We start from the raw sequence: 13,346 nt of genomic DNA on the forward strand, positions 1-13,346 counted from the left end.
TCCACCTGGGCCTGCCGCGCCGGAGCCTTCGGCGAAGGCGGGAGAGGGGGCCGGGGGTGAGGTTTCACCGGCGGTAGCCGGCGCGGCCGCGCCGGCTACCGCCCGGTGGCGTGCGGGGGCTTCTTCTCGGCTTCGGTAGCGAGAGCCTGGATCCGCCTCTGTCGCTCGCGCTCTTTCGTGTCGTCGGCGGCCTTCTGCTTCTGCTTCGCGCCCGAGAACGACGAGGAGAGCGAGAAGATGTAGGCCGCTCCTCCGGAGATCTTCGCCTTCTTCGCGGTGGCGCCCCAGATCTTCGTCCTCTTGAAGATCGCCTCCGAGAGGTCGGCGTTGCCGAAGTCGGCGCTCTTCAACGTCGCTCCCGTCCAGTCGGCGCCGATCGCGCGGGCGAAGCGGAAATCCGCGTCGAAGAGGTTGGCGTTCCGGAAGATCGCCGCGATCAGGAGCGTGCCGGAGAAGTCGGCCGACGGCGCCTGCGCGTTGGTGAAGTCGGCGCGTTTCAAGTTCGCCTGCCGGAGGTTCGCGCCCGAGAGGTTCGCGCGGGAGAAATTCACCTCTTCGGCGACGCACTCGGCGGCGTCGGCGCCGACGAACTTGGCGCTGGCGAACGAATGCCCCTTCAGGATCGCCCGGCGGAAGATCGAGTTCGTGAAGTCGGCGCCCGTGAAGTTGCAGTTCTTGAGCTTCGACGTGCGGAAATCGAGGTCGGACATCTTCGCCTCGGCGAAGCTCGCGCCCTCCCCGGTCGCGTCGAGGAGATGGACGCGGCGCAGGTCCGCCTTCGTCCAGCGGGAGCCTCCCATCTTCGCGCGGTTGAAATTCGCGGCGAGGGCCACCGCCTGGTCGGCGTCGAGGCGTTCGAGGTTCGCGGACTCGAAATCGGCCGCCGTCACGGTCGCCTGCCGGAGCGACGCCTCGACGAGCCGCGCGGAACGGAAGTCCGCCTCCGTGAAGTCGGCCAGACGCAGGTTCGCGCCCTCGAGGTTCGCGCGCGCGAAGACCCCGCGCTGGTACGCGATTCCCTCGAGCGAGGCTCCCTGGAGGTTCGCCCCCTCGAAAGTCGCGCCGATGACCTTGGCATTCCGGAGGTTCGCGCTGACGAGGCGCGCGTTCGAGAAGTTGGCCCGGGACAGGTCGCTGCCTTCGACGCGAAGGCCTTCGAGGTCGGCGCCCGTGAAGTCGCTCCCCGCGAAAGACGTGTTCCGCGCGCTCACGTTCGTGAACTTCGCCTCGGGGAACTGGCAGTCGGAAAGGTCGAGATAGTCGAGGCTCGCCTGTTCGAAGATCGCGCCGCGCGCCGAAACGTTCCGGAAGGTCGCGTCCTTCAAGACCGCCCGGCTCAGGTTCGTCCTCTCGAGCTTCGTCCCGCCGAATTGCGCGCGCGAGAGGTCCGTGCGGGAGAGGTCCTTTCCCGACAGGTCCTTGTCGGTGAAGTCGGCGCCGGTGAAATCGGGCGTCACCGACGGGTTCGCCTTGCGCCAGGCCTCCCAGTCGGGGGAGAGAAGGGCGCGGAGGTGCTCGAGGTTCGCCATCGCTTCATATTAGCAGGCGGGCGCGAACCCGACGGGCGTTTGCCCGGGCCCGGCGGCCCCTGCCGGCGGCGCGACATGCTTTTTGGCTGCGTCTTCGCCGCGTGCGGGCCTGCCGACCCGGTCTTCCCGTCCGTCCGGCCGCGTCTCGAAGTCGACGGAGCGACGTCCAGCCGCTCGACGCGTCGGGGCTTAAACGGCGACGCGTGCCGCTCCGTATGACGCCGTCGAGCCGAGAAGGGATCAACGCTCGCGCGCGGACCGGCGGGATAGAATGGAAGCGATGAAAGGCGTCGACAAGATACGGCGGGCGCTGCTCGGCGGCCACCCCGTGATCTACGTGCAGACCTGGGAGGAGGGGCGCGTCGAGCGGGTCGTCAGCCATTTTGCGAAGTCGTTCTATCAGCAGCCCGCCGCGTTCGGCATCTGGTCGATCGTCGACGGCCTGAAGCAGGACGGCAAGGCCGTTCCCGACACGAAGGACCCCCTGAAGGCGCTCTCCGCGATCATCGCGGGCTCGGGCCCGGCCTTCTACCTGATGAAGGACCTGCCCGGCGCGATGAACGGGGATGGCGGCGGCCATCCCGAGCTCACCCGGCTCATCCGCGACGCTTACCGGGCCCTCAAGGACAAGGGACGGTTCCTCTTCCTCGTCTCGCCGCGGCTCTACATCCCGGAGGACGCCAAGAAGGAGGTCTTCTACCTCGAATACGAGCTTCCCGACGAGGTCGAGATCACGAAGATCCTCGAGGCGGTGCTCAAGGCCCGGCTCGACGACGGAGGGATCTCCGACGTCGATCGCAAGCGCCTCGCGCTCGCGCTGAAAGGTCTGACCGGCGACGAGATCGGCCATCTGCTCAACAAGGTCTTCGCGACCCGGCGCGCGTTCGACGAGAGCGCATTCCAGGAGGTGCTCGCCGAGAAGGAGCAGATGTCGAAGAAGGAGGGCGTGCTCGAGTTCGTCCCTCCGAAGTTCACGATCGCCGACCTCGGAGGCTATGAGAACCTCAAGGATTGGCTGATCAAGCGCAAGGCCCTCTTCTCCCGCGAGGCGCTGGACGCGGGCATTCCGGTTCCGAGCGGCATCCTGCTCATGGGAATGTCGGGCTGCGGCAAGAGCCTCGGCATCAAGGTGATCTCGACCCTCTGGAACCTTCCGCTCTTCCGGCTCGACATGAACAGCGTGTTCTCCGGGGCGTCCGGCAACGCCGAGATGGCGTTTCTCAAGGCCCTGCGGACCGTCGAAGCGGCCGCGCCCGCCGTTCTCTGGATCGACGAGATCGAGATGGGCGTCGGCTCGACGGGGCAGGGAGACTCCTCGATGTCGCGCATCTTCGCGGGGTTCCTGACGTGGATGCAGGAGAAGGACCCGTTCGTCTTCGTCGCGGCGACCGCCAACCGCATCCACCTGCTGCCCGCGGAGATCATCCGCAAGGGCCGTTTCGACCAGGTCTTCTTCGTCGACCTTCCGAACGAGGAGGAGCGCAAGCAGATCTTCGGGATCCACCTCGGGCGCAACCGGCAGGACCCGGCGAAGTTCGACCTCGTCTTCCTCGCCAAGGCGACGAAGGGGTGGAACGGCGCCGAGATCGAGCAGGCCGTCGTCTCCGCCGTCGTGGACGCCTATTCCGAGAAGCGCGCTCTGACGGAGCAGGACCTCTACAAGATGATCTCCTCGACCGTGCCGCTGTCGGTGACGATGGAAGACCAGATCAAGGCCATCAAGTCGTGGGCCCACGACCGGGCCATCAGCGCTTCGAAATAGCTGGCGGGGCGATGCATCGAGCCGTCCTCCTCCGCTCTGCGGAGCGACGGCGCGATCAGCGGTGAGCTCGCGCGATCCGAATCGGCCCATCTCTGCCGACGGGATCGCGCCGAAGCTTCAGCGAAGGCGGAGACGGGCGCGTGCCGCCCGCGAGGCTCTGTTCGGAGTCGTTGTCATTCCCGCGAAAGCGGGAATCCCCGTCGTTCCTGGAAAGCGGGGTCCCCGCATTCGCGGTGACGGCCGCTTCGCGGTCGCCTGACGGTCTCTGGCCGTCGATCTGACCGGAGTGAGCCCCGGCAGTTAACGCGCGGGCTAGTTGTTCAGCGGGTTCGTCTCGCCCCGGTAGGGTCTCAGCACGTCGGCCGCCTCCTTCCACCCGGCGAGGTGCGCGAAGATCATCCGGAACCGCCGCGGAAGGGAATCCGTCTCCAGGAGCGTTTGCAGTTCCGAAGGAGGCCAGCGCAGGCGCAGGGCGAGCTCGCCCGAGAGCCGCTCCGGCGACATGGCCTCGGAAGGAAGCGGCGGGAGGTCCATCTCCGGCTGGAGCCCGGCAAAAAGCGCCCGCACTCGCCGGACCGCCAACTCTTCGCGCGCGGGATCGGAATAACCTTTTACCGGCGCGATCTCGACCGATGCCGTCCGATAGGGCGCGGACGGTTCCTCCCGCACGATCCGGTATCTCCATACCCCTTCGAGGATGATATTGAAGCGGCCGTCGTCGAGGCGCTCCTGCTCGACGATCCGCCCCGCGCCGCCGAGCCGAAGGACCGGGGGCCGCTCGGGGGAGAAGCGCTCCGGGTCGAGCATCGCCATGCCGATGAGACTCTCTCCGGCCAGGGCGTCGGAGACCATCGCGCGGTAGCGCGACTCGAAGATGTGGAGCGGCAGCAGCGTCCCGGGAAAGAGCACGACCCCGGGGAGGGGAAAGATCGGGAGGAGCGAGCGGGTCATCGCGGGGGCGCGGGGCGCAGGCGCAGTGCCCGGGCGCTCAGCCGGCTTCGGACCTGGCCCCCGGCGCCTCCGGTGCTTCGGCGGCCGGCTCTCCGTCGTTTCCGATCGCTTCGACCGGGCAGGAATCGATCGCTTCCTGGCATGCGGCTTCCTCTTCGGGCGTCTCGGGCTGGCGGCTGACGAAGGAATAGCCTTTGTCTTCCTCGCGGCGGAAGTTGTTCGGCGCAGTCACCCGGCAGACGTCGCAGTCGATGCACTGGGTGTCCACGTAGTACCGTCCGGGGGCGTTGTCCGGGTAGCGATCCTTCGGGTCCGCCATCGAATCCCAAGATAACACGCCGGGGCTTCCGGCCCGTATGACGCCGGTCATGCGGCAGCGCCCTCTTTGATTCGACGAAACTTCGGTTGCGAGCCGGGATCCTGCGCGTCCCCCGGGGCCTTCGCATCGCGGGGGACCCTCCGCGAAGTAACCGAGTGGAGCTCCCGCGAAGGGGAGCTTGCTTTCGTTCCTGTCCCGTACCGAAGATCGGGGGGTGAACGGACACACGGTGAAAACTCTGTCAGACTGCGAATTGGCGGCGCACTTCGCGGCGCGACGAAGTCTCGCGCGACCCTCGCCGAGACGACTTGGCCGCGGGGGCGGGAGCGCCGGCGAGGGGGTGGCGGGTTCGCGGTCGAGTCGACACAAGGCTGCGTCGCGAAGCGACGCCACCGCGCGACTTTTCCCGCCGGGAGAAGGTGGCGGCCGTAGGCCGCCGGATGAGGGAGGTTCGACGAGCCGCGAACCCGTCACGCGCTCCCGGTCCCCGAGCCAGCTCCCGCGAGGGCATCGCCGTGTAAGATCGCAACGTGCTGTATCGATTCGACAACGCGGTCAAGGCGTACGGGCCCAAGAGCGTGCTGAAGGGCGCGTCGTGGCAGCACAACCCCGGGGAAAAGGTCGGCCTGATCGGGAAGAACGGGGCGGGGAAGACCACGCTGCTGCGCCTCGTCCTCGGCCGCGAAGAGACCGACGCCGGGCGCGTCGTGCGGGCCACGAACATCCGGATCGGCTCGGTGGACCAGACGATCGACCCGGACCTCTCCGATTCGCTCGAGGACTTCGCCGCCGCGGCGTTCGAGCACCTCCATCGGGTCGAGGCGGAGATGCGGGCGATGGAGCACCGCATGGCCGAAGGGGAGCACGACGCGCTCGCCGACGCGTACGACCGTCTCCAGCACCGGTTCGAGAACGAGGGCGGTTACGCCATGCACGCCGACATCGAGCGGATGCTCTCCGGCCTCGGGTTCTCGCGCACCGACTTCGCTCGGCCGATGTCGGAGCTCTCGGGCGGCCAGAAGAACCGCGCGATGCTCGCGCGGGCCCTGCTCGGCCAGCCCGACGTCCTCCTCCTCGACGAGCCGACGAATCATCTGGACTACGCCGGCATGGAGTTCCTCGAGGAGTACCTCGCGGCGAGCCGCAACGCGTTCCTGACCGTGTCGCACGACCGCCGGTTCTTGAACCGCGTCTGCACGAAGATCCTCGAGCTCGAGTTCGGGAGGCTGACCGAATACCCGGGCAACTACGACGCCTACCGCCTCCAGAAGGCGGAGCGCCTGCTCTCGTCGGTGCGCGCCTACGAGAAGCAGCGCGAGCACATCGAAAAGACCGAGGAGTTCATCCGGCGCAACATCGCCGGCCAGAAAACGAAACAGGCGCGCGGCCGGCGCACGCATCTCGAGAAGCTCGACCGTCTCGAGAACCCCGTCGAGGACGCGACGGACGTCGCTTTCCGCTTCGCACCGGACAAGAAGGGCGGGCGGACGTTCCTGCGCGCCCGCCACCTCGACGCGGGCTACGCGCCGGGAGAGCCGGTCGTCCGCGGCGTCGACTTCGAGCTCCTTCGCGGCGAGCGGATGGCGATCCTCGGCGAGAACGGCACCGGAAAGTCGACGATCCTCCGCACGCTCGCCGGACGCCTCTCGCCCCTCGGCGGGTCCGTCGAGCTCGGCTACGAGGTCTCCATCGGCTACTACGACCAGGAGCTCCGCGACCTCGACCCGAAGAAGCGCGTGATCGACGCGATCTGGGACCTGCACCGCACCGAGACCGAGCTCCAGGTCCGCTCGTACCTCGCGCTCTTCGACTTCCGGGAGGAGGAGGTGTTCGCGCCGATCGCGGGCCTCTCGGGAGGGGAGAAGGGGAGGCTCACGCTCGCCGTCGTGATGAAGCAGAACCACAACCTGCTGCTCCTCGACGAGCCGACGAATCACCTCGACCTCGACGCGCGGGAGGCCCTCGAGCAGGCGCTCCAGGACTTCCCCGGCGCGATCCTCTTCGTTTCCCACGACCGGACCTTCGTCGACCGGCTCGCGACCGAGGTGCTCGACATCGACCGCGGCCGCGCGCGCAAGATGCCCGGCAACTACAGCGATACCGCCGCGGCGCGGCGCGAGCGACGGCAGCGGCCGCCGGAGCCGGAGGCAAGCGCCCCGCTCGTCCCGCCTGCGGCCGCCGGCGCGCCGAAGACGGGCGTTCCCGCGGAAGCGGGGAAACGCGGGCCGGATGACGGAAAGAAACGGGAGCCGGTCGAAGCGAAGAAAGTCGAGGCGAAGAAGCGCGAGCAGGTCGAGGCGAAGAAACGCGATCAGGTCGAGTCGAAGAAACGCGATCAGGTCGAGGCGAAGAAACGCGATCAGAGAGTCCAGCGTCTGGAGAAGAGGATCGCCGAGCTCGAATCCGAGGTCACGGCCGCCGAGAACCGCCTCTACGAGGAGGGGGACCGGATCGACGCGCTGACCGCGGCGCGGATCTGGAAGGAGAAGGAGGAGGCCAAGAAGAAGCTCGAGGAGCTCTTCGAGGAATGGAGCGCCCTGTCGGCGACGGTGGCCACGCCGTGAGGGCGTCCGGGCGACGCCGTCGAGGCGTCCGAGACGACGCCGTCGAGGCGTCCGGGACGATGCCGTGAAGGCGGCGATCGTCGCGGTCGGAAGCGAGCTCCTCGGACCCTCGCGGCTCGACACGAACTCGCTCTGGCTCGCGGGCAAGCTCGACGAGGCGGGGATCCCCGTCGTGCGGAAGGCTTGCGTGGGCGACGACGCCGGGGCGATCGCCGCGGAAATCCGCGAGGCGTCGCGGCGCGCGCCGATCGTCGTCGTCACGGGCGGTCTCGGTCCCACGGCCGACGACCTGACCCGGGAGGCCGTCGGCGAGTTCTCCGGCCGGCCCTCCGCCATCGACCCCGGAATCCTCGAGGAGATCCGCGGCCGTTTTGCGCGGCGGGGGATCGCGATGCCCGCGATCAACGAGAAGCAGGCGCTCGTCGTCGAGGGGACGCGGCCGCTCCGCAACCCGCGCGGGTCGGCGCCGGGCATCTGGCTCGAGACCGAGGAGGGGATCGTCGCGTGCCTTCCCGGCGTGCCGTCGGAGATGAAGCGCATGTTCGAGGAGCTCGTTTTCCCGGAGATCGTCCGGCGCTTCGCCGCGCCGCCGCGCTCGCGCCGCGTGCTCAAGATCGCGGCGATGGGAGAGTCCGCGGTCGAGGAGCGCGTCGGACCCGTCTACGCGAAATGGAGCGCGCACGCGTTCACGATTCTCGCGTCGGTCGGCGAGGTCCAGCTGCACCTCGTCGCGGCGGGCGCCCCCGAAGTGGCGGCGCGCCTCCTCGACGCGCAGACGGAGGATTTCGAGCGGGCGCTGCCCGGCCGGATCTACGGTCGCGACGACGACACGCTCGAAAGCGTCGTCGGGGCGCGCCTCCGCGACCTCGGCGCGACGCTCGCGACCGCGGAATCGTGCACGGGGGGACTCATCGCGCAGCGAATCACCGACGTCCCGGGCTCGAGCGACTACTTCCGCGGGGGAGTCGTCGCCTACGCCAACGACGTGAAGACCGGCGCGCTCGGCGTCCGGCCGGAGACCCTCGCCGCGCACGGCGCGGTTTCCGAGGAGACCGCGCGGGAGATGGCCGAGGGCGCGCGCGGGAAGTTCGGGGCGGATTTCGCGCTCTCGGCGACCGGCGTGGCCGGACCGGGCGGCGGGACGCCCGAGAAGCCGGTCGGCAGCGTCTGGATCGCGCTGGCCGCCAAGGGACGGGAGACCCGCGCCCGCTTTCTCCGCCCTCCCGGCGACCGGGCGACGATCCGCGCGTGGACGGCGTCGGCGGCCCTCGAGATGCTCCGCCGGACGATGGCCGGCGCGGACACGGACTGATGCCGCCGCTTCTCACCGCGCTCGCGTATCTCCTCGGATCGGTCTCGTTTTCGATCGTCGTCGTGCGGATCTTCTTCCGCAAGGACATCCGCGAGGAGGGATCGGGCAACGCCGGAGCGACGAACGTCCTTCGCAACCACGGGGCGAAGGCGGGTCTCGCGGTCGCGCTGCTCGACGTCGCGAAAGGAGCGGCCGCCGTGTGGGGCATGAAGGGAGTGACGGCGGATCCCCGCTGGCTCTCGGCGGCGGCGTTCGCGGTCGTCCTCGGCCACGTCTTTCCGCTGTACTTCCACTTTCGCGGCGGAAAGGGGGTGGCGACGACCGTCGGCGCGTTCCTGGTGCTGGCGCCCGCCGCCACGGCCGTCGTCATGGCGCTCTTCGCCGCCGTCGTCGCGCTCACCCGTTACGTCTCGCTCGGTTCGATTCTCGCCGCGACGGCGCTGCCGCCCGTCGCCCTCTATCTCTTCCGCGCCCCGGACCCCGTGGCGCTCTCGGCCGGCGCCGTCGCGCTGCTGATTCTCTACAAGCACCGCGAGAACCTGCGGCGTCTCGCCGCGGGGACCGAGCGCCGGCTCGGCGGCAGATGAAGGTCTGTGTCGTCGGCGCCGGCTCGTGGGGCACGGCCCTCGCGATCCACGCGGGGCGCGCGGGCCTCGAGACGGTCCTCTGGGCGCGGGACCCGCGGGTCGTCGACGCCATCGCGCGCGGCCGCCGGCATCCGAAGCGCCATCCGGACGCCGAGCTTCCCTCCAACGTCCGCGGCACGGCGGACGCGCGCGAAGCGGCCCGGGCGGATCTCGTCGTCCTCGCCGTGCCTTCCCCCGCGCTCCCCGGCGCTCTCGAGGCGATCGGGCCCGTTCCCGGCGGCGTCCGCTTTCTCTCCGCGATCAAGGGATTCGAGGTCGAGACGGGCCGGCGGGTGTCGGAGGTCGTCGCCTCCCTCCACCCGCGATGCGCGTTCGCCGTCCTCTCCGGACCGACCTTCGCCGACGGAGTGGTGCGCGGCGACCCGACCGCGGCGGTCGTCGCGTCATCGGACCCGCTCACCGCGGAGACGATCCAGCGGGAGCTTTCGTCGGAGTCGTTCCGGCTCTACCAGAGCGACGACGTCGTCGGGGTCGAGCTCGCCGGAGGACTGAAGAACGTCGTCGCGATCGCGGCGGGGATCGTCGTGGGGCTCGGTCTCGGCCCGAACACGACGGCGGCGCTGATGACCCGGGGGCTCGCGGAGATCACCCGGCTCGTCCTCGCCCGCGGCGGACGGGAGAAGACCCTCTCCGGGCTCGCCGGCGTGGGCGACCTGATGTTGACGTGCACCGGGCCGCAGTCGCGCAACCGGCGGGTCGGGGAGCGGATCGGACGCGGCGAATCGCCCGCGGAGGCCATGGCGGCCGTCGCCGAGACGGCCGAGGGAACGCGGGCGTGCCTGGCGGCGTCGCGGATGGCGGCGGAGTCGGGCATCGAGATGCCGATCAACGAAGCGGTCCGCCGCGTGCTCTACGAGGGCCTCTCTCCCCGCGAGGCGGTCCGGGAGCTGATGACGCGGGACTTGCGGAGCGAGTGACGCGGTCCGATATAATCCTTTTCGAGGTCCACACATGAATCGAGCGTTCCGGATCGGGATCGTCGCCGCGCTGCTGGCCTGCGGCCTCGCCGCCGCCGCTTCGAAACCGGCCGCCCGCCCCGCCACGCTCGTCACGGGCCGGACCGGCGACGCCTGGACCGCCGAGGCGAACCTCATGGTCGAGCGGGAAGTCGGGATCGGGACGCGGGTGAGCGGGATCGTCGATTCGATCCAGGTCGAGCGGGGGCAGTCCGTCCGGAAAGGGCAGGCGCTCGCCACTCTCGACCGGCGCGAGTTCGAGCTCGACCGGCGATCCGCGGAGGCGGCGTTCGCCGCGGCCGAAGCCGACTTCCAGCGGTACAAGGAGCTGTTTGGCCAGAAGCTCGCGAGCAAGGCGGAGCTCGAGCAGCGGCGCGCCCGGTACGAGGAGGCGAAGGTCGACCTCGAGAAAGCGAAGCTGACGATCGACCGCTCGGTGATCCGCGCCCCTTTCGACGGCGTCGTCGTCGACCGGACCGCGCGGATCGGGCAGAAGGTGCTGATCGACGACACCGCGCCGCTCTTCAGGGTCAGCGTGCTCGAGCCGCTCCTGGCGCGGGTCTATCTCTCCGAGAGCTCGCTCGGGCGTTTGCGCGTCGGGGAGCCGGTCTCGGTCGTCTCGCGCGAGTTCCCCGAGGCTCGGTCCACCGGAAAGATCAAGTTCCTTTCCCCCGTGATCGACCCGGCGAGTGGGACCTACCAGGTGATCGTCTCCGTTCCGCGCGACTCGGGCCGGGTCTTCCGCCCGGGGACCGCGGTCAAGGTCACGTTCCCGCGGTCCGCGCGCTGACGATGGCGCGGCGCGGCCCTCGCGGGCGTCTCCGGTCGACGCTCGATTCCGTGTTCCTGCACGACATGAAGAACCTCGAGTTCCGGCTGAGCCTCCTGCTGTCGAACCTCGAGGAGCATTACGGGGATCCCGACTTCAAGCGGAGCGTCGTCGAGCTCCTCCAGTCGAGCCTCGAGAAGGTCGACTCGGTCGTCGACCGCTGGTCGGCGTACCGGGACGCGCTCCTCGTCAAGGTGCCGCTCGACGTCAACGACCTGCTGCGGAGCGTCGCCGCCCGGGCGCGCTCCCGCGACGGGGCCGGCCCGCGTCCCGGGCATCTCGAGATCCGGGAGTCGGCGCTCCTGCCCGTGTGGGGCGACTCGAACTATCTCGGCGACGCCTTCCTGAGCATCGTGCAGAACGCCCTCGAGGCCGCCGGCTCCGGCGGGCGCGTGGAGATCGCGACGGCGATGGAGGAGAAGCGCGGCGCGCCGAGAGCGGTCGTGACGATCTCCGACGACGGGCCGGGGATGAGCCGGGAGTTCCAGCGGACGCGGCTCTTCCACCCGTTCCAGACCACGAAGCCCAACGGCGTCGGTCTCGGCCTGTACACGGCGCGCAACATCATCCGGTTCCACGGCGGCACGCTGACCGTCCGGAGCCGCCCCGGGGAAGGAACTTCCGTGATCGTCAGCCTCCGGGCCGAGCCGGAGACCGGCTCCTCTTGATCTCCGGCCGCGTCGCGATCGTCGAGGACGACCCCGAGCTCCTCGACCAGATGCGGTGGGCCCTCAAAGGCTCATGGGACGTCGCTGCCGCCGAGGACGCGGTCGCCGGTCTCGCGCTCCTGGCCGAAGACCCCGACCTCTTCCTGATCGACCTCCGGCTGCCGCCGTCGCGGGAGCCGAAGGAGGGGCTCGATCTCCTTCGCGGCATCCGCGAGCGCCGGCCGGACGTCCCGGTCGTGGTGATGACGGGGGAGAAGGAGCGGAAGTTCGCGCTGAAGGCCGTCGAGCTCGGCGCGTACGACTTCTTCCGCAAGCCCGTCAACCCCGCCGAGCTCGCGGTGATCCTCGGACGCGCGCTCGAGCGCTCGCGCCTCGTCGCCGAGAACCGCGCGCTGCGCGAGGAGATGTCGGCGCGGCAGAGCTTCGGCGCGATCGTCGGGTCGAGCCCGGCGATGCGGAAGCTCTTCCGGGCGATCGAGAAGGTCGCCCCCTCGGACGCGACGGTGCTGATCACCGGAGAGAGCGGAACCGGAAAAGAGCTCGTCGCCCAGTCGCTCCACCGGGGAAGCCCGCGGGCCTCGGCCTCGTTCGTCGCCGTCAACAGCTCCGCGCTCCCGGAGACGCTGGCGGAATCGGAGCTCTTCGGGCACGAGAAGGGGGCCTTCACCGGCGCGATCTCCTCGCGCGCCGGAAAGTTCGAGCTGGCCCACCGGGGCACGCTCTTCCTCGACGAGGCCGCGACCCTCTCCCCGGCGGTCCAGGCGAAGCTCCTCCGCGTGCTCGAGACGCGGCAGTTCGAGCGGGTCGGCGGGGTCCGGACGATCTCCGTCGACATCCGGCTGCTCGTCGCCACCAACGAGGATCTGGAGAAGCGGGTGGCCGCCGGAACCTTCCGCGAGGACCTCTATTACCGGCTGAACACGGTCGCGCTCCGGATCCCTCCGCTGCGGGAGCGTCGGGGGGACATTCCTCTCCTCGTCGACTACTTCCGCGAGAAATGGGCGCGGCATCATCGTCGCCCTCCGCGGCGCTTCCCGCCGGCGACCCTCGCGTCTCTTTCGGCCCACACCTGGCCCGGAAACGTCCGGGAGCTCGAGCATCTCGTCGAGATGCTGACCCTGATGGTCGAAGCCGAGGAGATCACGCCGGACGACCTGCCGGCGTCGTTCGGGAAGCGCGCCGCGGCGGCGGCGGCGGTCGAGGGCGTCCGAGCCGGAGAGTCGCTGCCCGAGGCCGTCGCGCGGTACGAGCGCGAGCTTCTCTCCGCGGCGATCCACCGGTCCGGGGGCGTCAAGGCGCGGGCCGCGCGGGAGCTCGGAATCGACGCGAACCAGATGAAGTATCTCTGCCGCAAATTCGGGCTCTGAAGGCGAAGGCGGCCGGTGCGTCGGTCAAGAATTCATCGATGGTGAAAAATTCACCGGCTGAAAATTCATCCCATGCGATCGGCCTGGAAGGCGATGACGGCCAAAGTCATTTCAATGCAGTAGCTTGAAGTGATGACAGGCCTCGAAGAAAGCTGGCCCCCGGGTTGCGATATCACCCCGCCAGAAAGAGGAGGACAAAATGGCAAACGAAGTCAGAATCCAGCTCACCGACGAACAGAAGGCGAAGATCAAGGAAGGGACGGGCAAAGATATGGGTGAGATCCGCGTCGGCAGCCTTGGCAACAATCCGGCCGTGACGGCTCCTTCCCCCGAAGAGCTCTCGGGCAAGTCGCTTTCCGGCAAGTCGCTCTCCGGCAAGTCGCTCTCGGGCAAGTCGCTCTCCGGCAAGTCGCTCTCGGGCAAGTCGCTCTCCGGCAAGTCG

12 protein-coding genes are annotated in these 13,346 nt (G+C 69.4%); 9 read left to right on the forward strand and 3 right to left on the reverse strand.

The features are described from left to right. Positions 1–95: 95 nt before the first annotated feature. On the reverse strand, positions 96–1,529 hold the full coding sequence (locus VKH46_00570; GenBank protein ID HKB69308.1) for a pentapeptide repeat-containing protein: 1,434 nt from the start codon (positions 1,527–1,529) through the stop codon (positions 96–98). 280 nt (positions 1,530–1,809) lie between these two features. On the opposite strand from VKH46_00570, the gene VKH46_00575 reads away from it, so the two are divergent. Further along, a complete protein-coding gene (locus tag VKH46_00575; GenBank protein HKB69309.1) occupies positions 1,810–3,291 on the forward strand; it encodes an AAA family ATPase in 1,482 nt (493 codons plus the stop codon). Between the two features lie 312 nt (positions 3,292–3,603). Here the strand turns inward: VKH46_00575 and VKH46_00580 are convergent, their stop codons facing one another. Beyond that, positions 3,604–4,242, reverse strand: a complete 639-nt coding sequence (locus VKH46_00580) for an LON peptidase substrate-binding domain-containing protein (GenBank protein HKB69310.1) — start codon at positions 4,240–4,242, stop codon at positions 3,604–3,606. 37 nt (positions 4,243–4,279) lie between these two features. Then, entirely contained in the window at positions 4,280–4,561 is a 282-nt protein-coding gene (locus VKH46_00585) for a ferredoxin (protein ID HKB69311.1), read from the reverse strand. A 530-nt stretch (positions 4,562–5,091) separates the two neighbouring features. Here VKH46_00585 and VKH46_00590 point away from each other — a divergent pair. From VKH46_00590 to VKH46_00625, 8 genes are all read left to right on the forward strand, one after another. Further along, entirely contained in the window at positions 5,092–7,125 is a 2,034-nt protein-coding gene (locus VKH46_00590) for an ATP-binding cassette domain-containing protein (GenBank protein HKB69312.1), read from the forward strand. A gap of 64 nt (positions 7,126–7,189) precedes the next feature. Then, positions 7,190–8,437: a competence/damage-inducible protein A gene (locus VKH46_00595; GenBank protein HKB69313.1), complete on the forward strand. Its 1,248-nt coding sequence runs from the start codon at positions 7,190–7,192 to the stop codon at positions 8,435–8,437. Next, entirely contained in the window at positions 8,437–9,024 is a 588-nt protein-coding gene (plsY, locus tag VKH46_00600; GenBank protein HKB69314.1) for a glycerol-3-phosphate 1-O-acyltransferase PlsY, read from the forward strand. The genes VKH46_00595 and plsY overlap by 1 nt, the downstream gene beginning before the upstream one ends. Continuing rightward, the gene (locus tag VKH46_00605) at positions 9,021–10,001 is read left to right on the forward strand and encodes an NAD(P)H-dependent glycerol-3-phosphate dehydrogenase (protein HKB69315.1); all 981 of its coding nucleotides are present in this window, start codon (positions 9,021–9,023) and stop codon (positions 9,999–10,001) included. Before plsY ends, VKH46_00605 begins: the two co-directional genes overlap by 4 nt. A 34-nt stretch (positions 10,002–10,035) precedes the next feature. Then, complete coding sequence (locus tag VKH46_00610) at positions 10,036–10,830, forward strand: efflux RND transporter periplasmic adaptor subunit (protein ID HKB69316.1); 795 nt, start codon at positions 10,036–10,038, stop codon at positions 10,828–10,830. A 2-nt stretch (positions 10,831–10,832) separates the two neighbouring features. Then, a complete protein-coding gene (locus VKH46_00615; GenBank protein HKB69317.1) occupies positions 10,833–11,537 on the forward strand; it encodes an ATP-binding protein in 705 nt (234 codons plus the stop codon). Next, a complete protein-coding gene (locus VKH46_00620; GenBank protein HKB69318.1) occupies positions 11,534–12,904 on the forward strand; it encodes a sigma-54 dependent transcriptional regulator in 1,371 nt (456 codons plus the stop codon). The genes VKH46_00615 and VKH46_00620 overlap by 4 nt, the downstream gene beginning before the upstream one ends. A 199-nt stretch (positions 12,905–13,103) precedes the next feature. Beyond that, positions 13,104–13,346: hypothetical protein (locus tag VKH46_00625; GenBank protein ID HKB69319.1), on the forward strand; the 243-nt coding region annotated here is incomplete at its 3' end.

The sequence above is a fragment of the Thermoanaerobaculia bacterium genome (assembly GCA_035260525.1).
Taxonomy (GTDB): Bacteria; Acidobacteriota; Thermoanaerobaculia; order UBA5066; family DATFVB01; genus DATFVB01.